Origin of the sequence: Mycolicibacterium chlorophenolicum, assembly GCF_001044235.1 — a bacterium.
Taxonomy (GTDB): domain Bacteria; phylum Actinomycetota; class Actinomycetes; order Mycobacteriales; family Mycobacteriaceae; genus Mycobacterium; species Mycobacterium chlorophenolicum.
In genome coordinates this window covers 576,223-595,847 of the sequence record NZ_JYNL01000020.1, presented here as the reverse complement: position 1 = coordinate 595,847, position 19,625 = coordinate 576,223, and the positions used below count along the sequence as shown (strand labels likewise).

Genomic DNA, 19,625 nt, shown 5'->3' with positions numbered 1-19,625 from the left:
GCCTGACAGACTGGTGCCGTGCGCTCCTCACCGCAGTGCTGGCTCACCGACATGGACGGCGTGCTCGTCCGCGAGGAACACGCGCTGCCCGGCGCCGCGGAGTTCCTCCAGCGCCTCGTCGACCGTGAACGTCCGTTCCTGGTGCTCACCAACAACTCGATCTTCACGCCGCGCGACCTCGCGGCACGGCTGGCCCGCTCCGGGCTCATCGTCCCGGAGGCCGCGATCTGGACCTCGGCGCTGGCCACCGCGACGTTCCTGGCCGACCAACTGCCCGGCGGGTCGGCGTACGTGATCGGGGAGGCCGGGCTCACCACCGCGCTGCACGAGGCGGGCTACACGCTGACCGACGTCGCGCCGGACTTCGTGGTGCTCGGCGAGACCCGCACGTACTCGTTCGAGGCGATCACCAAGGCCGTGCGGCTCATCCTGGGTGGTGCTCGCTTCATCGCCACCAACCCCGACGTCAGCGGACCGTCTGCTGAGGGTCCGCTGCCGGCCACCGGCTCGGTCGCGGCGATGATCACCAAGGCTACCGGCCGGGAGCCCTATTTCGTGGGCAAGCCGAACCCGATGATGTTCCGCAGCGCGCTGAATCAGATCGAGGCGCATTCGGAGAGCACCGTGATGGTGGGCGACCGGATGGACACCGATGTCGTCGCCGGCATCGAGGCCGGTCTGGAGACGATCCTGGTGCTCACCGGCTCGACCACGATCGAGGACGTCGAACGGTACCCGTTCCGGCCCAGCCGGGTCCTGCCGTCGATCGCCGAGGCCATCGACCTCATCTGATCACCGTCGAGGGACGGCCCTGCGCGCTCCCTACACTGAGCGCCGTGACTGTGACCGCTGACCCGACCCGCCCGCTCGCCGGGGTCCGGATCGTCGAGATCTCCAGCTTCGTGGCGGTGCCGCTGGCCGGTATGACGTTGGCGCAGCTGGGCGCAGAGGTGGTGCGCATCGACCCGATCGGCGGCGCCGCCGACTACCGGCGCTGGCCGCTGACCGAGTCCGGCGACAGCATCTACTGGGCGGGGCTGAACAAGGGCAAGCGCTCACTGGCGGTCGACATGCGTTCCGCTGCGGGCCAGGACCTGGTCGCACGGTTGATCGCCGACAGCGGGGTGTTCATCACCAACGTCACCGGGCGGCCCTGGCACGCCTACGAGACCCTGCGTGGGCTGCGGCCCGATGTGGTCGCCGTCGAGGTGTCCGGACGCGCCGACGGCGGCACGGGCGTGGACTACACCGTCAACGCCGGCATCGGTTTCCCGCTCGTCACCGGACCGCCCGGGTCCACCGCACCCGTCAACCACGTCCTTCCGGCGTGGGACGTCAGCTGCGGCCTCTACACGGCCCTGTCGGTGGTGACCGCGCTGCGTCACCGCGACGCCACCGGCGACGGGCAGCACGTGCTCATCCCGCTGGAGAACGTGGCGCTGGCCACCACGAGCAACCTGAGCCTTCTCACCGAAGCGATGGTCACCGGGACGTCGAGAGCGCGGATCGGCAACGCCGTCTACGGCACCTACGGGCAGGACTTCACCGGCAGCGACGGCGCTGCATTCATGGTGGTGGCGCTCACCGGCCGGCACTTCCGCGATCTGACCACGCTGACCAGGACGGTCGACGCCGTTGCCGCGCTGGAGGATTCGCTGGGCGCCGACTTCTCCGACGAGGGTCAGCGCTATCTTCACCGCGACGCGCTGAACGGTCTGTTCGCCGACTGGTTCGGCCGCCACACCGGCGACGAGATCGCCGCCGCGCTGTCGGACACCTCGGTGCTGTGGGAGCGCTACCGCACGTTCGCCGAGACCGCCGCCGGGGACCGGGTCACCGCCAACGCCCTGTTCACCGACCTCGACCAGCCGCGCGTCGGCCGTCACCTCGCGGCCGGGCTGCCGATGGCGATCGACGGAACCTATCCGGCGGCGGTCCCCGCGCCCGCGCTCGGCGACGACACCGCCGCGGTGCTCGACGAGTGGCTGGCCCTGGACGAGGCCCGCGTCGCGGAACTGCGCGCTGCGGGGACCGTCGCATGAGCGTGCTGCTCGAACTGCTCGACGTCGCGGCCGTCGGTGAGGACACCTGGCGCGGACGGGCCAGCGGCCCGGAGGGCAAGCGGGCCTACGGCGGTCAGCTCGTGGCGCAGAGTCTGGCCGCGGCCGCCCGCACCGTCGAGCCGGCCAAGGCGCCGACCGCGCTGCACCTGCAGTTCCTGCGCGGCGGCGACGCCGGCGACACCGTCGACTACAGGGTGACGCGGGTCTTCGACGGCCGCACCGCCGCCTCCCGGCGGGTGGACGCCACCCAGCAGGGGCGGCTGCTGACCACCGCGACCGTCTCGTTCGCCGCACCGCTGCCCGGTCCGGAGCACGGCAGGCGCGAGGTCCTCGGCGATCCGGATGCCTTGCCGCGCACGGGCCCTGCCGGGCCGGCGCCGTCGATGCCGCTCGGCGAACTCGACATCCGGCTGACCGACGAGGGTGCGGGCGAGGGGTTCGTCCGTCGGCTCTGGTGGCGGGCCGCCGTCGATCTCGGGGACGACCCGCTGGTGCACACCCTGGTCGCCGCCTACGTCACCGACGTCTACCTGATCGACCCGGCGCTGCAGGTGCACGGGCACTCGATGCGGTCACGCACGCACCGCAGCGGAACCACCGATTCGTCGATGTGGTTTCACCGGACGCTGCGCGCCGACGACTGGAACCTGCTGGAGTGCCGCTCGCCGGCGGGCGGCCGCGGCCGAGGTGTGGTGACCGCCAGCCTGATCGGACGTGACGGCGTCGTCGCCGCCACGCTCGTGCAGGAGGGGCTCATCGCAGAGCGGGAGCCTGCGCCGGATCCCGCGGGCTGAGTCGACGGTCGCGCATCCGCGCTCGCACCTGCGTCACCACCGCGCTCAGCGCGATGCCGATCACCACCGACGCCACCACCCCGTAGAGCTTGTGGCTGCCGAACAGCGGATACACCTGGAAATGCGTCAGATAGGTGTAGAGGGAGGCTTCGGCGATCGCGCCGGCCGCCACCGCCACCACGGCCGGGCACCGCATCGTGGGCAGCCAGATCAGCAGCACCAGACCCGTCGTCACCAGCGCCTCACGCACGGAGTTGCCGAAGTAGCCGTGCACGCCGACGATCAGCACCACCGTGACGATCACCCGCTGCAGGGCGGTGCTCGCCTTGGCCGCCGCCCAGCCCACCGCGAAGAACCAGAACGCCAGCATGGTGAACCACGCGTCGTGGCCCAGCCCCAGCCCCACCACGTCGTAGCGCAGCGCCATACCCACGGCCAGGAACGCCGCCGCGACCGCGAAGGGTGCGCGCCGTTCCAGCCGATCGACCACGGGCAACCAGAACAGCAGCGCCAACGCGACCAACGTCCAGACCAACACCTCGACGAACCACAGCCGGCCCGCCGTCATGCTGTCGTGCGGACCGAGGAACTTGTTGGCCAGCAACAGATTCGACAGGTGGTAGTCGTCGGTCACCACGAGGGCGAACGCGACCCACACCACCGCGGGCAGCGCGATCCACCCGATGGTGGTGCGGAGGTGCCGGATCCGCTCCGGGCGGGGGAGAGGGGTCAGGCAGAACCGCGCGAAGTTGTATCCGGCGATCCCGAGCAGAATGTGCGCTCCGCCCCACACCTCGTACAGTTCGGCGTGCGAGCCGACCACGAGCACGATGGCCAGCGCGCGCAACGCCACGCTCGTCTCCACCGTGGTGCCCCAGGATCGCCACCACCGGGGTCGCGGCGCAGGCCGGCGTTCCAGGTCGCGGATCGGCAGGCGCGGCCAATCGGCCGGCAGGTGACCCAGTGCCCGCTCGAGGCGCACCGACATCGTGACGTAGGACAGCGAATTGCCGCCGAGATCGACGAAGGTGGCGTCGTCACGCACGTCGGCGGGGTCGAGATGCAGGACGTCGGCAAAGAGATCGGTCAGCCCCGAGCCGTCGTCCGCCGGATCGTCCCCGGCGGCCAGGGCGCGCGCGGCCGGATAGTCCGGCTTGCCCGACGGCAGCAGCGGCAGTTCGGTCACCACGGCCGCCACGACGGCGGTGACGGGCAGCCCGGTGGACTGGGCGACCCGCCGACGCACGTCCTCGGGGTCGTGATCGCCGGCGGCGACCACCGCCAGGCGGTCACCGGCCTCGGTGCACAGCGCCCGCACGCCGTCGTCGGCGAGGCCGGTCTCCAGGCGCTGGAGATCGATGCGCAGCCCGAACATCTTGACGAACCGGCTGGTGCGACCGATGACCTCGTACAGGTCCGGCCCGCACCGGCGGCCCACATCCCCGGTGCGCAGCGCGTCCACGGTGGCGCCGAGCGCCAGGTCCCCGGCCTGCTCGGCGTACCCCATCATGACGTTCGGGCCGCGGTAGACCAGTTCCCCGGTGTCGTCGTCGGGCCAGCCGTCGAGGGGCTCGATGGTGAAGGAGCCGCCCGGGATGGGACGGCCGATGGCGTGGGGGTGGGAGTGAGCGAGATCCGCGGGCAGGTAGGCCATCCGGGCGGTCGCCTCGGTGGCGCCGTACATCACCACCAGATCCCAGCCCCGTCGTCCACCCATCGCAGCGAACCGGCGCACCCGCTCGGGCGGCATCCGTCCGCCGGCCTGGGTGACGTAGCGCAGATGCGGCAGACGCATCTCGGCGAAGCCGACCCGGTCGAGCAGTTCGAACGTGTAGGGCACACCGGCGAAGGTGGTGCCGCGGCGGCGGTCGAAGAGCTCCCAGAATGCCGGTTCGGCGACGGAGAGGTCCGTGAGGATCAGCGCGGCGCCGACGAGCAGGTGACTGTGGATCACCGAGAGGCCGTAGCAGTACGACAGTGGCAACGTGGTTGCGGCGCGGTCTGTTTCGCGGATTTCGAGATACTCGGCGATCGCGCGGGCGTTGGCGGCGAGATTGGCGTGGGACAGTCGCACCAGTTTGGGCGATCCGGTACTGCCCGACGTCGACATGAGCAGAGCGAGGTCGTCGTGCAACGCGTGTGGGCCGGTGTCGCCGCGGCGCACGCCGTGTCGGTCGACGACGATGCCGGGCCGGTAGGTGGCGATCAGGGAGTCGGCGTCGGCGCCCTCGGGTGCCGGAAGAACGACGTGGCCGGCCGCGAGCGCGGCGAGGTAGTGGATCAGCGCGTCGAGATCGTTGCGCGCCTCGAGCAGGACGAGGGTGCGCTGCCCGCCGAGCTCGCCGGCGCACGCCTGCACTCGGTCGGCGAGGTCCCGATAGGTCAACCGGGTGGTGTCGGTGAGCACCGCGGTGCGGTCCGCGAAACGGCGCAGATGGTCGAGAAGCCGCCGCATGAGGGTGACCTTACCTGCCGCCGCAGGGGCGGCCGGTGGGGCGGCCGGAGCGTCACATCCGGTTGTACTTGCTCCGGACGAAGCTGTACGCGCCGAACGCGGCGATGCCCAAGGCGGCCAGGATCAGCAGGAACTTGCCGAACGGCGCCTGGCCGAGCGTCTTGACCGCGGCGTCGAGGCCACTGGCCTTGGCCGGATCGGCCTGCAGCGTCGCGATGATGACCAGCAACCCGGCGCCGCCGAGCACCAGCCCCTTGGCCGTGTAGCCCGCGACCCCGGTGGCGGTGATCCACCGGCCGCCGGAGACGGTCAGTTCGTCGAGGAACTTCTGCGACACGCCTTTGTACACGTGGTAGCCGCCGACCGCGATGACACCGATCCCGATGGCGATGAGCAGCACCTTGCCCCACCCCGACTGCATCAGCTGTGCCGACATCCCCGAGTTCTGCTGGCTGCTGGATTGACCGCTGCCCATGGCGAACCGGGCCGCGGACAGGGCGATCGCGAAGTTGACCACGGCGAGCGCCAGCGACTTGCCCCGTTTCCACGCCGGGTTGTCGCCCTGGCCGGACCGCTCCTTGGGCTTGGCGCCCATCACCGCCTCGGCGATCCGCCACAGGCCCAGGGCGACGAGCCCGACCGCGGCGATCCACAGCACGACCTTGCCGCCGGTCTGGCCGGCGAGGGTGGCGAGCGCGCCGGACTGGTCGGCATTGCCCCCGGCGCCGGTGAACGCCAACTGGGCGATGATGAACGCGATCAGCAGGTGCAGCACGCCGCTGGCGGCGAAGCCGGCGCGGGCGGCGTATTCGAAAGTGTCGCTTCCGGTCGCGCGGTGCGCGACGCCGTGCAGGGATTGCGGAGCTCCGGTGGCCATGTCGTCCTCTCGGTCGAACGCTGGCCCGGTATACCCCGGATTTGACGCTGCCGAAACCGCCGGCCGCGCGATCTGGGGATGAATGCGGCATTGGGGATGACGGCGCCGCCGGGGCCGGGTTCTGTCAGGGGTCCGCGCGAGGGTGGCGCCATGACGAACACACACAGCCGCGCCGAGATCGGGGCGGTGGGCGAGCAACTCGCGGTCGATCATCTGCGCGGGCTCGGACTGCAGATCGTGGAGCGCAATTGGCGGTGCCGGTACGGCGAACTCGACGTCGTCGCAGCCGACGACGGGGTGCTGGTGTTCGTCGAGGTGAAGACGCGCACCAGTGACCAGTTCGGTGGCGCGGTGGCGGCGGTGACACCGGCCAAGGTGCGGCGGTTGCGCCGGCTGGCCGGGCTGTGGCTGGGGGAGCACCGCGGCGCCTGGGCGGCGGTGCGCATCGACGTCGTCGCGATCACGATCGGGCGCAGCCGCACCCCGGAGATCACCCACCTGCAGGGGGTGGGGTGATGGCACTGGGCAGGGGGTTCTCGGTGGCGGTACGCGGGGTGGAGGGCCTGATCGTCGAGATCGAGGCAGACATCTCCAACGGCCTCCCCGGTGTGCACCTGGTGGGCTTGGCCGACGCAGCGCTGCGGGAGTCGCGAGACCGGGTCCGTGCGGCGATCACCAACTGCGGTTTCGACTGGCCCCAGACCCGGCTGACGCTGGCGCTCTCGCCGGCGACGCTGCCCAAGATGGGGTCGCTCTACGACTTGGCGCTCGCCGCCGTGGTGCTGGCCGCGCACGGCAAGAAAGCGTGGGCGAAACTCGAGAAGACCGTGCTGCTGGGCGAACTCGCGCTCGACGGGCGGGTGCGGCCGGTCAAGGGCGTGCTGCCGGCCGTCCTGGCCGCGCAGCGGCACGGCTGGCCGACGGTCGTGGTGCCGTTCGAGAACCTCGCCGAGGCCAGTCTGGTCGACGGTGTCGAGGTGTGGGGAGCGCGGACGCTGGGCCAGGTGCACGCGTGGCTGGCCGGCAAGGGCGATCTGCACGCGCGCATCGACGATCCGCAGCAGGCGCCGGAGGTCGCCGTCGACCTGGCCGACGTGGTCGGCCAGCCGCAGGCACGCACCGCGGTCGAGGTGGCGGCGGCGGGTGGGCACAACCTGGTGATGACCGGCCCGCCGGGGGTCGGCAAAACCATGCTGGCCCAACGCCTCCCGGGACTGCTGCCGCCGCTGTCGCGTGACGAGGCGCTCGAGGTCACCGCGATCCATTCCGTCGCGGGGCTGCTGACCGGCGATGCACCGTTGATCACCCGGCCGCCGTTCGTGGCGCCGCACCACACCTCCAGTGTGGCGGCGCTGGTCGGTGGCGGTTCTGGGATGGCGCGACCGGGTGCGGTCAGCCAGGCCCACCGCGGGGTGTTGTTCCTCGACGAGTTCGCCGAGATCAGTCACGCCGCGCTGGAGGCGCTGCGAACTCCGCTGGAAGACGGCGTGATCCGGCTCGCCCGCCGCGACGGGGTGGCCTGCTACCCGTGCCGGCTGCAACTCGTGCTCGCCGCGAACCTGTGCCCCTGCGCACCGCCCGACCCGCGCGACTGCGTCTGCGCGTCGGCCGACAGGCGGCGTTACCGCACCAAGCTGTCGGGGCCGCTGCTCGACCGGGTCGACCTGCGTGTCGAGATGCACGCCTCGCGCGCCGGCAGCTTCGCCGAGGAGGGGGGCGAGTCCACCGCGGTGGTCCGGGAACGGGTGTGGGCGGCCAGAGAGGCCGCGCGGGAGCGCTGGCGACCCCACGGCGTGAGCACCAACGCCGAGGTGAGCGGCGCGCTGCTGCGCCGGTCTTTCCGGCTCGGCGGCGACGCGATGAAGCCGCTTCGGACCGCAGTCGATCGGGGAGCGTTGAGCATCCGCGGCATGGACCGCACACTGCGTGTCGCGTGGTCGCTGTGTGATCTCGCGGGCGGGGTGTCACCGACGCGGGACCAGGTGACGCGGGCGCTGGCCTACCGGCAGGCGGGGGAGCGGTCATGACCGAGGAGGAGCGGCGTGCGTGGGCCTATCTGTCGCGGGTGGCCGAGCCGCCGAATCCGCGGGTGACCGCGCTGGCGACGACGCTGGGGCCGGTGGAGGCCGCTGAGCGCATCCGTCGGCGCGCTCTGACGGATGCGCCGCTGTTGAACGCGACCGAAGCCCGGCACGAGATGGACTGTGCCGGGGAGGATCTCGAGATCCTCGACCGGATGGGTGGTCGGCTGATCGTCGAGGGTGACGAGGATTGGCCGTATACGGCGTTCCGCAGCTTCGCCGGAGTCGAGAAGTTCTCCAGACCGCAGGCGTACGCCCCGCTGGCGCTGTGGGTGGTGGGGCCGTCGTCGTTGTCCGAGGTGTCCGAGCGGGCGGCGGCCATCGTCGGCACCAGGGCGGCGACGGAGTACGGCGAATTCGCGACCGCCGATCTGGTGGCCGGTCTGGCCGAACGTGACGTCGCGATCGTCTCCGGCGGTGCGTACGGTATCGACGGTTCCGCGCACCGAGCGGCACTGGGCTGCGACGGCATCACGGTCGCGGTGCTCGCCTGCGGTCTGGATGTTCCGTATCCGTCGGGTCATTCGGCTCTGCTGCACAGGGTTTCGCGGCACGGGTTGCTCGTCAGCGAGTATCCGCCCGGGATGCGGCCGACCCGGCGTCAGTTCCTCGCCCGCAACCGGTTGGTCGCCGCGGTGACGGGCGCGACCGTGGTGGTCGAGGCGGGCGTGCGCAGCGGTGCGGCCAACACCGCGGCGTGGGCCCGGGCGCTCGGCCGCAATGTGTGTGCGGTCCCCGGCCCGATCACCTCGGCGTCGTCGGTGGGCTGCCACGCGCTGATCAGGAATGAGGCGCAGCTGGTCACCCGTGCCGAGGAGATTCTGGAACTGGTGGGTCGGGCGGGGGAACTCGCCACCGACCCGCCGCGGCCCAGGTCGGACCTCGACGACCTGACCGCCGACGAACTCGCGGTGTACGAGGCGCTGCCCGGCCGGGGATCCCGCTCGGTCGACGAGATCGCCGTGGTCGCCGGGATTCCGGTGGCCGACGTCGTCGGGCCGCTGACCATGCTGGACATCAAGGGGTTGGTGACGCAGGACAACGGTGAGTGGAAGCTGTTGCGGTGCAAAGCCTCTACTCGTCGGTGAGGCTGCGCACCACGCCGAGACACTCGACGCGGCCCGGTTCTAGCGGCCGCGATCGAGTGTCGTGACGGCGGCTTGGATAGCGGCGACCCGTTCGAGGTTGACTCCCCACGGATGGTCCACGCCGACCTTTTCGTCGAGATCCCAAAGCACGCAGTGCTCCCCGGACTCCGCGACCAGTGACCATGCGATGACCGTTCTGCCGAGTTGCACGTCGATGGGATCATCGGCTCCGGCGATGTCGGCGGGCGCGCTGCCTTCGGGATGGTGATGGAGATAGCGACCGTACGCTTGTTCGCAGAACCTGGAATATCGAGCGGTACAGAGAATGAAACCGTGCCACGCTTCGTCCACCGCTCGCGACGGCATCCCGATCACCTGGCCGTCCCGCAGTGCCGGTGCGCAGCAGCGGAGCCATTGCCTTAGGCCGGTTTCGATGAGGGCCCGCGGCTGCCAGGGGCATGTTCTGAATACGGCGGAGGGAAGCTCGAGGCTTGCCGCCGCGCTGTTTGCCTGATCCGTGGGGTCTTGGCGCTTGCGCCGCACATCGCCACTCTATGCGTCACATGCGAAGCGGCGTAGCCTCTTCTCATGATGACCGCGATCGTGGTGGTCGGAGTAGCGCTCACGACAATCCTCGTGGTTGCTGCTGTCATTCGCAGGACGAGAACGGCCAGTTCCATCTGGGACGACGATGGTCAGAGCCTCCGGGACTTGAAAGCGTTGCAGAAGTCGAAGAAGGCCAGAGGCCGAAGGTACGGGGCGTCGGGAGCAGCGGGCTCTGTGGGCCTCTGGGGCATCGGCGGATACGGCGACGGAGGTGCAGACCTCGGTGGTGGGGGAAGCTGCGGCGGAGCGGGCTGCGGCGGCGGAGGCTGCGGCGGCGGAGGCTGCGGCGGCGGATGAGCCGCCCGCATTCGAAGCTCGTCGCAGTACGCAACGTGCGGTGCGTCAGGCGGCGAGAAGTGCTGCGGCGCAGAGCCTCGGTTCCTCGATAGGCGTGGACACCAGGTGGGGACATGGTCTGCTTCATGGCGTCGCTGTGCCACGGTGCGTGCCCTGCAGAGTCCACGCCGAACTCACCGGCGATCTGAATCGGATGAGCGGCGCCTTTGCCAGAAAACGATTCTCCGAGAGCCCTGTTCGCGATTGCCCTGACAGTTCCGCGGTTCTTCGAGATCATTTCGTTGGTGCGCGGCGCGTTTTGGAGCCGGTCACGAATTTGGGATCGGTAGCAGTGTGCCGAACCAAGACTCGACGCCATCAACGCCACAGGGTGGCGTGCGTCGAAAGGAAGTACCAGTGGGACGAACAAGAATCACGGCGGTCGCTTCAGCCGCGGTGTTGTCCGGCGGGTTCACCCTCGCAGGGTTCGGCGTGGTGACGATGGGCCCGCTCGCCTCTGTCGCCCAGGCCGGCCCGACCTGCTCACCAGGGGAGGCGACGACTCCTGAGTGCGCACCGCCAGAGGGTATGCCGGCCTGTAACGCCTTCGGTCAGTGCGGTCAGATATGGTGCCCGGCGTCCGGGATGACCCCGGTGGCGGGCTGGGATCTGTCCCGGTGCCACACGTTCTACTTCGACCCCAACTCACCGGCGACCAAGCCCGTCATGATCTCGGGTAACCCTCCGGGGCCGCCGCCGCCTCCGCCGCCTCCGTGCATTCCGCTGGTCAACTGCTTGCCGGGATTGTGACGCACCCCTGACCGGCAAGAGTTAGTCCGGTGAACGACGCTCACGAGCGGTTCGCTGCAGAGGTGCTTGCGGTCGTCGACCGTATTCCGCCGGGACGCGTGATGACCTATGGCGATATCGCCGAGTACCTGGAGCGGGGCGGGCCGCGCGGCGTGGGAGGTGTCATGGCACTCGATGGCGCGGCGGTGACCTGGTGGCGCGTGGTCCGCGTGAACGGGACGCTGCCGGCACACCTGATGGTCGAGGCGCAGACGCAGTGGCACCACGAGGGCACACCGTTGCGGCGTGGGATCGTCGATGTCGCCGCGGCGCGCTGGTGGCCGGATGCCTGCCGGCGCGGCTCCTCGACGGTCACACCTGGTTGAGGGCATCCACCACCGATCGGAACATCGTCGCCTTGATGGCGCCGAGCGTCCCGGGATCCTTACCCTGCAGTGGGCGCAGCGTTTCGATTGCGGCGCTGGCGACTTCGGCCTCGTTTGCGGTGGCGTCGACGACGCCGTAGCTGTGGGCGTCGGCGCCGCCGAAGCGGCGGCCGGTCGTCATCGACGCGACCGCGGCCTGCGGGGTCAGCTTGGCCTGGATCAGCGCCGCCATGCCGGGGTGGAACGGGATCCGGATGTCGACCTCCGGCAGGCAGAAGAACCCGCGGTCGGACCGCATCACCCGGAAGTCGTGGGCCAGCGCCAGCATGGCCCCCGCACCGAACGCGTGCCCGACGACCGCAGCGGCGGTCGGCACCGGCAGCGTCAGCACGCGCGCCAGCAGGCGGTGGACCCGGCCGATGTACCAGGAGCCCTGATCGCTGTGCGCGCCCAACCAGTCCAGGTCCAGCCCGTTCGAGTAGAACTTCGTGCCCGCGGTGGTCACCAGGCCCGCCGCGCCGTCGGCGAGGCACTGATCGATGGCGGCGTCGATGTCGTCCAGAAATGTTGGGGAGAAGCGGTTCTCGTCCTCGCCGAGGCGCAGGATCGCGATCTTGTCGTCGAAGTGGATGGATACGGTCACGGGCGTCGTCCTTGTCGTCGGTGTTCAGGTGGTGGTCCCACGTCCAGTACGGCCCTTACGGCGGCGTGCAGATGCTCGCGCGCGGTCGGGTTGCGGAGTCGACCGCGCTGCAGCACCAGCGCCGTCGGCAGATCGACGATGCACGCGGTGATCACATCGACGGCTGCGGCATCCTTGCGGTCCCACATCGCGACGGCCAGTCGCACCATCAGCGCGATGAGCAGCCGATCGAGGTCGCGCAGTTCGGCGGCGATGTCGTCGGGAGGAGCGTCGGCCAACACGTCGTCGCGGCGCACGCTCCACAGCAGGGCGGCGGCCTCCGGGCTCTGCTCGGCGAACGCCACCGGCGCGTCGGCGGCGGCCGCGACGGCCTCGGCCGCGCCGGCACCCGCGAGCGCCCTGTCGACGAGCGCGGTTTGCACCGCCAGGAATCGCCGACCGGCCCGCAGCCAGGCCTGTCCCATCAGGCCGCCCCTGGACGTGAAGGTGTGGTACAGCGCCCCGTTCGAGACACCGACCGCAGCGCTGATCGCGCGGATCGACACCGCCTGCGGTCCGGCCCGGGCGACGAGTGCTTCGACCGCGTCGAGCACCGCGTCCGGGTCGTGTACACGGGGCCGGGGCATGCCTCACCGTAACAGAGCACATGCTCTGTTACTCGACTCCGGTGCCCCACCACGGGCGACCCTGCGTCGGCCGCCGCGCTCGTATAGTCGGTCCGGGACACAGGCGCGCCGCGGCGCGCGAAGCGAAAGGCGGCCACGTGGCAGGACGTCCGGTGCACACCTTCGAGGTCGTGCGGACCGAGCAACTCACCCCCCACGTCGTACGGGTCATCCTCGGCGGCAACGGTTTCGACACGTTCACGCCGAACGACTACACCGACGCGTACGTCAAGCTGGTGTTCGTCGCCGACGACCTGGACGTCAGCACGCTCGAGCAACCCCTGACGCTGGACAGCTTCACCGCGCTGCCGCCCCAGCAGCGGCCAACCGTAAGGACCTACACGGTGCGCCGCGTCGACCTCGCGCGGCGCGAGATCGCCATCGACTTCGTCGTGCACGGCGAACATGGCGTGGCCGGCCCCTGGGCCGCGAGCGCACAACCCGGACAGCGGCTCTTCCTGATGGGGCCCAGCGGTGCCTACGCGCCCGATCCGGCGGCCGACTGGTACCTGTTCGCCGGTGACGAGGCGGCGCTGCCCGCCATCGGTGCGGCGCTGGAAGCGTTGCCCGCCAACGCGATCGGCTACGCCTTCATCGAGGTGGCCGGGCCCGAGGACGAGATCGAGCTCACCGTCCCGCCCGGTGTCCAGCTTCGGTGGATCTACCGCGGCGGGCGCGCCGACCTGGTGCCCGAGGACACCGCCGGGGACCACGCGCCGCTGATCGGCGCAGTCAAGGAAGCGCTGTGGCTGCCCGGGCAGGTGCAGGTGTTCATCCACGGCGAAGCCCAGGCCGTGATGCACAACCTGCGCCCCTACGTCCGCAAGGAACGCGGCGTCGACGCCCGGTGGGCGTCGTCGGTCTCCGGGTACTGGCGGCGCGGCCGCACCGAGGAGACGTTCCGCGAGTGGAAGCGCGAACTGGCCGCCGCCGAATCCTGACCCTGGCAGGCTTGCGGCATGACCTTCGGTAACTACCAGCTCGAGATCTACCTGCAGGGCCTGTCCGGCGTGATGCCGACGCTGCCCATGGATTACGCCGGCTGGGAGGCCAAGGCCGAGGTCGCGATGCCACCGGGGATCTGGTCCTACGTCGCCGGCGGCGCCGGTGACGAACGCACGCAGCGGGCCAACCGCACCGCGTTCGACCGCTGGGGACTGATGCCGCGGATGCTGGTCGGTGCCAGCGAGCGCGATCTGTCCGTCGAGTTGTTCGGCCTGAAGTTGGCCTCCCCGCTGTTCATGGCGCCCGTCGGCGTGATCGGGATCTGCGCCCAGGACGGCCACGGCGATCTGGCCGCCGCGAGGGCGGCGGCGCGGACCGGGGTGCCGATGGCGGTGTCGACGCTGACCGAGGATCCGCTCGAGGACGTCGCCGCCGAGTTCGGCGAGACGCCGGGCTTCTTCCAGCTCTACACCCCGACCGACCGGGATCTCGCCGCCAGCCTGGTCCATCGCGCCGAGAAGGCCGGCTACAAGGCCATCATCGTCACGCTGGACACCTGGATCCCCGGCTGGCGTCCCCGCGATCTGTCGACGTCGAACTTCCCCCAGCTGCGCGGCCGCTGTCTGGCCAACTACACCAGCGACCCGGTGTTCCGCGCCGGCCTGGCCCAGCCGCCCGAAGAGAACATGCAGGGCGCGGTGCTCAAGTGGGTGCAGCTGTTCGGCAACCCGCTCACCTGGGACGACCTGCCGTGGCTGCGCTCGCTGACCGATCTTCCGTTGGTGCTCAAGGGGATCTGCCACCCCGACGACGTACGCCGGGCCAAAGACGGCGGGGTAGACGGCATCTACTGCTCGACCCACGGTGGCCGGCAGGCCAACGGCGGGCTGCCCGCCATCGACTGCCTGCCCGACGTCGTCGCGGCGGCCGACGGATTGCCCGTTCTGTTCGACTCGGGGATCCGCAGCGGCACCGACATCGTCAAGGCGCTCGCCCTGGGCGCCACCGCCGTCGGCGTCGGCCGGCCGTACGCCTACGGGCTGGCCATCGGCGGCGAGGACGGCCTGGTGCACGTGCTGCGGTCGCTGTTGGCCGAGACGGACTTGACCATGGCCGTCGACGGCTATCCCACGCTGGCAGATCTCACTCCGGACACGCTGCGGCGCGTCCTGTAGAGCCGCGCCGCCGCCGATGCGACGGTACCGGCGTGGAGGCGATCCTCGAGGAGTTCGACCAGTACCTCGCGCTGGAGCGTGGCCGCTCCGCGCACACCCGCCGCGCCTACCTGGGCGACCTGCGCTCGCTGTTCGAGTTCCTGGCCCAGCGCCACCCCGACGCGGGACTGCGCGCCCTGACCCTGCCGGTGCTGCGATCGTGGCTGGCCGCGCAGGCCTCGGCCGGTGCGGCGCGCACGACGCTGGCCCGACGCGCCTCGGCGGTCAAGACGTTCACCGCCTGGGCGCTGCGCCGCGGACTGATCGCCGAGGACCCGTCGGTCCGGCTGCAGGCGCCCAAGGCGCGCCGCACCCTGCCATCGGTGCTGCGCCAGGACCAGGCGATCGACGCGATGGACGCCGCGGCCTCCGGGGCCGCCCAGGGCGACCCGCTGGCCATCCGGGACCGGCTGATCGTCGAGATGCTCTACGCGACGGGGATCCGCGTCAGCGAGTTGTGCGGCCTCGACGTCGACGACGTCGACACCTCCCGGCGGGTGCTGCGGGTGCTCGGCAAGGGCAACCGGCAGCGCACGGTGCCCTTCGGCCTGCCTGCCCACGGTGCCCTGACGTCATGGCTGACCGAGGGCCGTCCCAAGCTGGCCACCGCGGCGTCGGGCGCGGCGCTGCTGCTCGGCGCGCGGGGCGGGCGGCTCGACGCGCGGCAGGCGCGCACCGTCGTGCACCAGACCATGGCCGCCGTCACCGGCGCGCCCGACATCGGCCCGCACGGGCTGCGCCACAGCGCGGCCACCCATCTCCTCGAGGGCGGCGCCGACCTGCGCGTCGTGCAGGAACTGCTGGGCCACTCCACGCTGGCCACCACGCAGCTCTACACCCACGTCACGGTCGCCCGGCTGCGCGCGGTGCACGACCAGGCCCACCCGCGGGCCTGAACCGCGGGGGCGTTGTGCCCGCCGGATCGCGCGGACGGACGGCACCACCGGCCTTCAGACCTCCGAGCTACCGCCCGACGCCCATTGCTCCGACCATGCCTGGAGGCTGTTGAGGGTTTTCATCAGGCTGCGGCCACTGTCGCTGAGGCGATAACCGCCGTCCTCGTGATGGACGGTTCCGAGCTCGCGCAGATCTTTCAGTCGCGCGTTCAGTGAGCCGGGATTGGTTTCACATGCCTCTTGGAGGGCGCGAAAAGTCAACGCGCCGTTACGCAATTCCCACAGCACACGGAGCGCGCCACGGCGACCCAGGACGTCCAGGACGACCATGATCGGCCGCCCGGTCGACGAGCCACGAACGGGTCGACCCTTTTTGGGGACATTCATGCTTTACATTTTGTAGCAGGCGTGGGTATGGTCGCAACCATGTCACGCTACAAAAATCATAGCGCTCGGATCAGTCCGGCGCCCGCTCCGCTGGCGGCGGACATCCAGGACTCCATCGATGCCGTGATGCGCGGCAACGACCCGCTGGCTCTCTTCACGACAGTGGCTCGCGATCGTCGATTGTTTTTCAAGCTGTTCAACTCTGGGCTTCTCGATCGGGGTCATCTCACCCTCCGGCAGCGCGAGATCGTGATCCAGCGCGTGACCGCCCAGTGCGGCGCCGAGTACGAGTGGGGCGTGCACCTCGCGGCGTATGCCACCGCGGCGGGCCTGGGAGCACGGCACATCGCATCGCTGACCGGAAACGGAGCGAGCGATGATCACTGGCTCGATGAGGAACGTGTCCTCATCCGACTCTGCGACAGCTTGCAGCGCTCCTGCACGGTCGACGATGACCTCTGGAAGAGCCTCGCCGAGCACTTCTCAGAAGAGACCATCATCGAATTGCTCATGCTCGCAGGCTATTACCGCATGATCAGCTACCTCGTCAATGGGCTTCGGCTACCGCTCGAACCCGGTACCCCACGCTTCCCTGACGTCCACGATCTTGGCCGGCAATTCCGTCGGCCAACAGCAGAGTAGAGAAGGAGAAAATGATGCCGTTCATCAACGTGAAGATCATCGAGGGAGTGTTCTCGGCGGCCCAGAAGCAGGACATCGTCCGGAAAGTCACCGATGCCATGGTCGAGATCGAGGGCGAGAACATGCGGCCCGTTACCTGGGTCGTGGTGGAGGAGGTCGCCAGTGGCGACTGGGGCGTCGGTGGCACCCCGCTGCACACGGCCGACGTCAAGGCGATCGCCGCGGCTCAACCCGTCGCATCGTGACCATCACCTCCCGGCGGACGGCCATCGGACCGTTCGCCGGGAGGCGACCGTGGGCGATTTCGCATCCCTCACCCCGCCAGCGGCTTGAGCCGGATCGGCGTCGTCACCACCAGAGCCAGCGGGTCGACGTAATCGGCGCGGGCCGCCGCACCCCACATCGCACCCCAGTGCAGGCAGGCCGGCGCGGTGCAGCCCGGATGCCCTGGCTGCAGCGCCCCGATCACCGTGCCCGCGCCGACGAGCTGGCCGGGACGCACCGACGCGCGCACCGGCTCGTAGCTGGTGCGCAGGCCGCCCGGATGGGCCACCGAGACCAGCGGCCGGCCCGCGAGCTCACCGGCGAAGACCACGGTGCCCGCGGCCGCGGCGAGCACGGGCTGGCCGGCGGCACCGGCGAGGTCGACCCCGCGATGCCCGCGCTGCCAGTTCGGCGACGGCGCGTCGAAGGCCCGCACCACCGCCGGTCGCGGCCGCAGCGGCCACTCCAGCCGGGCGCCGTCGGCCCCCACCGGCGCCGCCCACGTCACCGCGAGGACCAGGAGAACCGCCAGCACACGCATCCCGCCAGTGCACCGCGCGGCCGCCGCGTCGGCCAGCCCCGATTCCGACGGCTGGGGATGGCTGGTCGCGGTGGTCAAACCACCCCTGGGCAGCGTGTAAACTTCCTAGCGCAGCTCGCTTGCGCGGGCTGACTTCGCGCGTCTGCACGAGCCCCCCGGGTTCGTCACCTGTATGCCGGCGGTCCCGTTCTAGTGATCGGGTCCGGCATCGAAGCAGTCGCCAGGGTCCGGCTCACCCGATGCCGGACGACAACCGACAACTGAAGGTATCTGACAACCATGGCTGTTGTGACCATGAAGCAGCTGCTCGACAGCGGCACCCACTTCGGGCATCAGACCCGGCGCTGGAATCCCAAGATGAAGCGGTTCATCTTCACCGACCGCAATGGCATCTACATCATCGATCTGCAGCAGACGCTGACCTACATCGACAAGGCGTACGAGTTCGTCAAGGAGACCGTCGCGCACGGCGGCTCCATCATGTTCGTCGGCACCAAGAAGCAGGCGCAGGAATCCATCGCCGAGGAGGCGACCCGCGTCGGCATGCCGTACGTGAACCAGCGCTGGCTCGGCGGCATGCTCACCAACTTCTCCACCGTGCACAAGCGGCTGCAGCGCCTCAAGGAGCTCGAGGCGATGGAGCAGACCGGCGGGTTCGAGGGTCGCACCAAGAAGGAAATCCTGATGCTGACCCGCGAGAAGAACAAGCTCGAGCGATCGCTCGGCGGTATCCGCGACATGCAGAAGATCCCGTCGGCGATCTGGGTGGTCGACACCAACAAAGAGCACCTCGCGGTCGCCGAGGCCCGCAAGCTGAACATCCCGATCATCGCGATCCTCGACACCAACTGCGACCCGGACCTCGTCGACTACCCGATCCCGGGCAACGACGACGCGATCCGCTCGGCCGCCCTGCTGACCAAGGTGGTGGCCTCCGCGGTCGCCGAGGGCCTGCAGGCCCGCGCCGGCGCCGGTTCCGGTGGCGACAAGTCCGATGCCGAGGCCGCGGAGCCGCTGGCCGAGTGGGAGCAGGAGCTGCTGGCCGGTGCCACGGCGTCGCCGACCGCGGCAGGTGCCGCGCCGGGAACGCCCGAGGCCGACATCCAGACCGAACCCACCCCCGCCCCGAATCCCTAGGACACATCAATGGCTAACTACACCGCTGCCGACGTCAAGCGCCTGCGGGAGCTGACCGGCGCCGGAATGATGGACAGCAAGAACGCGCTCGTCGACGCCGACGGCGACTTCGACAAGGCCGTCGAACTCCTGCGCATCAAGGGTGCCAAGGACGTCGGCAAGCGCGCCGAGCGCGCCACCGCCGAGGGCCTGGTGGCCGCCAAGGACGGCGCGCTGATCGAGCTCAACTCCGAGACCGACTTCGTCGCCAAGAACGCCGAGTTCCAGGCCGCCGCCGACCAGATCGTGGCCGCCGCGGCCGCGGCCAAGGCGACCGACGTCGACGCCCTCAAGGCCGCCAAGGCCGGTGACACCACGGTCGAGCAGGTCATCGCCGACCTGTCGGCCAAGATCGGCGAGAAGCTCGAGCTGCGCCGCGTCGCCTACTTCGACGGCACGGTCGAGACCTACCTGCACAAGCGTGCCGCGGACCTCCCGCCGGCCGTCGGTGTGCTGGTCGAGTACACCGGTGACGACAAGTCGGCCGCGCACGCGGTCGCGCTGCAGATCGCCGCGCTGAAGGCCAAGTACCTCACCCGTGAGGACGTGCCCGAGGACATCGTCGCCAACGAGCGTCGCATCGCCGAGGAGACGGCCCGCAACGAGAACAAGCCCGAGCAGGCGCTGCCCAAGATCGTCGAGGGTCGCGTCACCGGTTTCTACAAGGACGTCGTGCTGCTCGACCAGCCGTCGGTGTCCGACAACAAGAAGACCGTCAAGGCGCTGCTCGACGAGGCCGGCGTGACCGTGACCCGGTTCGTCCGGTTCGAGGTCGGTCAGGCCTGACCCCAGCTCCGCAACGCGGCCCCCGGAACCTCGGTTCCGGGGGCCGTCTGC

21 protein-coding genes are annotated in these 19,625 nt (G+C 70.3%); 14 read left to right on the top strand and 7 right to left on the bottom strand.

Translation table 11 applies throughout. The annotated features are described in order from the left end of the window. Positions 1–18: 18 nt before the first annotated feature. From MCHLDSM_RS10955 to MCHLDSM_RS10945, 3 genes are read left to right on the top strand one after another with little or no spacing between them, the layout of a single operon-like run. Positions 19–792, top strand: a complete 774-nt coding sequence (locus MCHLDSM_RS10955; protein ID WP_048416275.1) for an HAD-IIA family hydrolase — start codon at positions 19–21, stop codon at positions 790–792. 50 nt (positions 793–842) lie between these two features. Continuing rightward, positions 843–2,042: a CoA transferase gene (locus tag MCHLDSM_RS10950; RefSeq protein WP_407661852.1), complete on the top strand. Its 1,200-nt coding sequence runs from the start codon at positions 843–845 to the stop codon at positions 2,040–2,042. Beyond that, a complete protein-coding gene (locus MCHLDSM_RS10945) occupies positions 2,039–2,857 on the top strand; it encodes an acyl-CoA thioesterase (protein WP_048470064.1) in 819 nt (272 codons plus the stop codon). Before MCHLDSM_RS10950 ends, MCHLDSM_RS10945 begins: the two co-directional genes overlap by 4 nt. Here the strand turns inward: MCHLDSM_RS10945 and MCHLDSM_RS10940 are convergent. Together MCHLDSM_RS10940 and MCHLDSM_RS10935 are read right to left on the bottom strand one after the other, a co-directional pair. Further along, positions 2,817–5,312 carry an AMP-binding protein gene (locus MCHLDSM_RS10940; protein ID WP_048470063.1) on the bottom strand — a complete coding sequence of 832 codons (2,496 nt, stop codon included), beginning with the start codon at positions 5,310–5,312 and terminating at the stop codon, positions 2,817–2,819. The two genes, MCHLDSM_RS10945 and MCHLDSM_RS10940, sit on opposite strands and share 41 nt — an antisense overlap. Positions 5,313–5,364: 52 nt before the next feature. Next, positions 5,365–6,189 (bottom strand): DUF1206 domain-containing protein, encoded by an 825-nt coding sequence (locus tag MCHLDSM_RS10935; protein WP_048470062.1) that lies wholly within the window; start codon positions 6,187–6,189, stop codon positions 5,365–5,367. 150 nt (positions 6,190–6,339) lie between these two features. Here MCHLDSM_RS10935 and MCHLDSM_RS10930 point away from each other — a divergent pair, with 150 nt between their 5' ends. The 3 genes from MCHLDSM_RS10930 to dprA are packed head-to-tail and all read left to right on the top strand — an operon-like array spanning position 6,340 to position 9,358. Further along, positions 6,340–6,705, top strand: a complete 366-nt coding sequence (locus MCHLDSM_RS10930) for a YraN family protein (RefSeq protein ID WP_048470061.1) — start codon at positions 6,340–6,342, stop codon at positions 6,703–6,705. Further along, positions 6,705–8,216, top strand: a complete 1,512-nt coding sequence (locus MCHLDSM_RS10925) for a YifB family Mg chelatase-like AAA ATPase (protein WP_048470060.1) — start codon at positions 6,705–6,707, stop codon at positions 8,214–8,216. Before MCHLDSM_RS10930 ends, MCHLDSM_RS10925 begins: the two co-directional genes overlap by 1 nt. Further along, positions 8,213–9,358: a DNA-processing protein DprA gene (gene dprA / locus MCHLDSM_RS10920; RefSeq protein ID WP_048470059.1), complete on the top strand. Its 1,146-nt coding sequence runs from the start codon at positions 8,213–8,215 to the stop codon at positions 9,356–9,358. The genes MCHLDSM_RS10925 and dprA overlap by 4 nt, the downstream gene beginning before the upstream one ends. Positions 9,359–9,397: 39 nt before the next feature. Here dprA and MCHLDSM_RS10915 read toward each other — a convergent pair whose 3' ends face one another. Continuing rightward, entirely contained in the window at positions 9,398–9,901 is a 504-nt protein-coding gene (locus MCHLDSM_RS10915) for a UCP032817 domain-containing protein (protein ID WP_048470058.1), read from the bottom strand. A gap of 1,178 nt (positions 9,902–11,079) precedes the next feature. On the opposite strand from MCHLDSM_RS10915, the gene MCHLDSM_RS10910 reads away from it, so the two are divergent. Further along, positions 11,080–11,415 (top strand): MGMT family protein, encoded by a 336-nt coding sequence (locus MCHLDSM_RS10910; protein ID WP_048470057.1) that lies wholly within the window; start codon positions 11,080–11,082, stop codon positions 11,413–11,415. On the opposite strand, the gene MCHLDSM_RS10905 is transcribed toward MCHLDSM_RS10910, so the two are convergent. Then, on the bottom strand, positions 11,402–12,058 hold the full coding sequence (locus MCHLDSM_RS10905; RefSeq protein WP_048470056.1) for an enoyl-CoA hydratase/isomerase family protein: 657 nt from the start codon (positions 12,056–12,058) through the stop codon (positions 11,402–11,404). The two genes, MCHLDSM_RS10910 and MCHLDSM_RS10905, sit on opposite strands and share 14 nt — an antisense overlap. Continuing rightward, positions 12,055–12,684, bottom strand: a complete 630-nt coding sequence (locus tag MCHLDSM_RS10900) for a TetR/AcrR family transcriptional regulator (protein WP_048470055.1) — start codon at positions 12,682–12,684, stop codon at positions 12,055–12,057. Before MCHLDSM_RS10900 ends, MCHLDSM_RS10905 begins: the two co-directional genes overlap by 4 nt. Before the next feature lie 137 nt (positions 12,685–12,821). Here MCHLDSM_RS10900 and MCHLDSM_RS10895 point away from each other — a divergent pair, with 137 nt between their 5' ends. From MCHLDSM_RS10895 to MCHLDSM_RS10885, 3 genes are read left to right on the top strand one after another with little or no spacing between them, the layout of a single operon-like run. Further along, positions 12,822–13,664, top strand: coding sequence for a siderophore-interacting protein (locus tag MCHLDSM_RS10895; protein WP_048470054.1), 843 nt, complete (start codon positions 12,822–12,824; stop codon positions 13,662–13,664). An 18-nt stretch (positions 13,665–13,682) separates the two neighbouring features. Further along, the gene (locus MCHLDSM_RS10890; protein ID WP_048416263.1) at positions 13,683–14,843 is read left to right on the top strand and encodes a lactate 2-monooxygenase; all 1,161 of its coding nucleotides are present in this window, start codon (positions 13,683–13,685) and stop codon (positions 14,841–14,843) included. A gap of 32 nt (positions 14,844–14,875) precedes the next feature. After that, entirely contained in the window at positions 14,876–15,778 is a 903-nt protein-coding gene (locus MCHLDSM_RS10885; RefSeq protein WP_048470053.1) for a tyrosine recombinase XerC, read from the top strand. A 54-nt stretch (positions 15,779–15,832) separates the two neighbouring features. Here MCHLDSM_RS10885 and MCHLDSM_RS10880 read toward each other — a convergent pair whose 3' ends face one another. Beyond that, on the bottom strand, positions 15,833–16,165 hold the full coding sequence (locus MCHLDSM_RS10880) for a winged helix-turn-helix transcriptional regulator (RefSeq protein ID WP_048470052.1): 333 nt from the start codon (positions 16,163–16,165) through the stop codon (positions 15,833–15,835). A 39-nt stretch (positions 16,166–16,204) separates the two neighbouring features. Between MCHLDSM_RS10880 and MCHLDSM_RS10875 the strand changes: the two genes are divergently transcribed. Together MCHLDSM_RS10875 and MCHLDSM_RS10870 are read left to right on the top strand one after the other, a co-directional pair. Then, complete coding sequence (locus tag MCHLDSM_RS10875; protein WP_048470289.1) at positions 16,205–16,807, top strand: carboxymuconolactone decarboxylase family protein; 603 nt, start codon at positions 16,205–16,207, stop codon at positions 16,805–16,807. A 14-nt stretch (positions 16,808–16,821) separates the two neighbouring features. Next, positions 16,822–17,052, top strand: a complete 231-nt coding sequence (locus MCHLDSM_RS10870) for a tautomerase family protein (protein ID WP_048470288.1) — start codon at positions 16,822–16,824, stop codon at positions 17,050–17,052. Positions 17,053–17,120: 68 nt separating this feature from the next. Here the strand turns inward: MCHLDSM_RS10870 and MCHLDSM_RS10865 are convergent, their stop codons facing one another. Then, positions 17,121–17,612, bottom strand: coding sequence for a M23 family metallopeptidase (locus MCHLDSM_RS10865; RefSeq protein ID WP_048470051.1), 492 nt, complete (start codon positions 17,610–17,612; stop codon positions 17,121–17,123). A gap of 279 nt (positions 17,613–17,891) precedes the next feature. On the opposite strand from MCHLDSM_RS10865, the gene rpsB reads away from it, so the two are divergent. Both rpsB and tsf read left to right on the top strand, forming a co-directional pair. Beyond that, complete coding sequence (gene rpsB, locus MCHLDSM_RS10860) at positions 17,892–18,749, top strand: 30S ribosomal protein S2 (protein ID WP_043407647.1); 858 nt, start codon at positions 17,892–17,894, stop codon at positions 18,747–18,749. Positions 18,750–18,758: 9 nt separating this feature from the next. Continuing rightward, positions 18,759–19,574, top strand: a complete 816-nt coding sequence (gene tsf, locus MCHLDSM_RS10855; protein WP_048470050.1) for a translation elongation factor Ts — start codon at positions 18,759–18,761, stop codon at positions 19,572–19,574. Positions 19,575–19,625: the final 51 nt, after the last annotated feature.

What these genes read in the sequence shown, in the direction of transcription:
- tsf (WP_048470050.1), top strand. Translation starts at nt 18,759, where the DNA reads ATGGCTAACTACACCGCTGCCGACGTCAAGCGCCTGCGGGAGCTGACC.
- MCHLDSM_RS10870 (WP_048470288.1), top strand. Translation starts at nt 16,822, where the DNA reads ATGCCGTTCATCAACGTGAAGATCATCGAGGGAGTGTTCTCGGCGGCC.
- MCHLDSM_RS10875 (WP_048470289.1), top strand. Translation starts at nt 16,205, where the DNA reads ATGTCACGCTACAAAAATCATAGCGCTCGGATCAGTCCGGCGCCCGCT.
- dprA (WP_048470059.1), top strand. Translation starts at nt 8,213, where the DNA reads ATGACCGAGGAGGAGCGGCGTGCGTGGGCCTATCTGTCGCGGGTGGCC.
- MCHLDSM_RS10935 (WP_048470062.1), bottom strand. Translation starts at nt 6,189, where the DNA reads ATGGCCACCGGAGCTCCGCAATCCCTGCACGGCGTCGCGCACCGCGCG.
- MCHLDSM_RS10890 (WP_048416263.1), top strand. Translation starts at nt 13,683, where the DNA reads ATGACCTTCGGTAACTACCAGCTCGAGATCTACCTGCAGGGCCTGTCC.
- MCHLDSM_RS10925 (WP_048470060.1), top strand. Translation starts at nt 6,705, where the DNA reads ATGGCACTGGGCAGGGGGTTCTCGGTGGCGGTACGCGGGGTGGAGGGC.
- MCHLDSM_RS10940 (WP_048470063.1), bottom strand. Translation starts at nt 5,312, where the DNA reads ATGCGGCGGCTTCTCGACCATCTGCGCCGTTTCGCGGACCGCACCGCG.
- MCHLDSM_RS10945 (WP_048470064.1), top strand. Translation starts at nt 2,039, where the DNA reads ATGAGCGTGCTGCTCGAACTGCTCGACGTCGCGGCCGTCGGTGAGGAC.
- MCHLDSM_RS10900 (WP_048470055.1), bottom strand. Translation starts at nt 12,684, where the DNA reads ATGCCCCGGCCCCGTGTACACGACCCGGACGCGGTGCTCGACGCGGTC.
- MCHLDSM_RS10880 (WP_048470052.1), bottom strand. Translation starts at nt 16,165, where the DNA reads ATGAATGTCCCCAAAAAGGGTCGACCCGTTCGTGGCTCGTCGACCGGG.
- rpsB (WP_043407647.1), top strand. Translation starts at nt 17,892, where the DNA reads ATGGCTGTTGTGACCATGAAGCAGCTGCTCGACAGCGGCACCCACTTC.
- MCHLDSM_RS10930 (WP_048470061.1), top strand. Translation starts at nt 6,340, where the DNA reads ATGACGAACACACACAGCCGCGCCGAGATCGGGGCGGTGGGCGAGCAA.
- MCHLDSM_RS10865 (WP_048470051.1), bottom strand. Translation starts at nt 17,612, where the DNA reads ATGCGTGTGCTGGCGGTTCTCCTGGTCCTCGCGGTGACGTGGGCGGCG.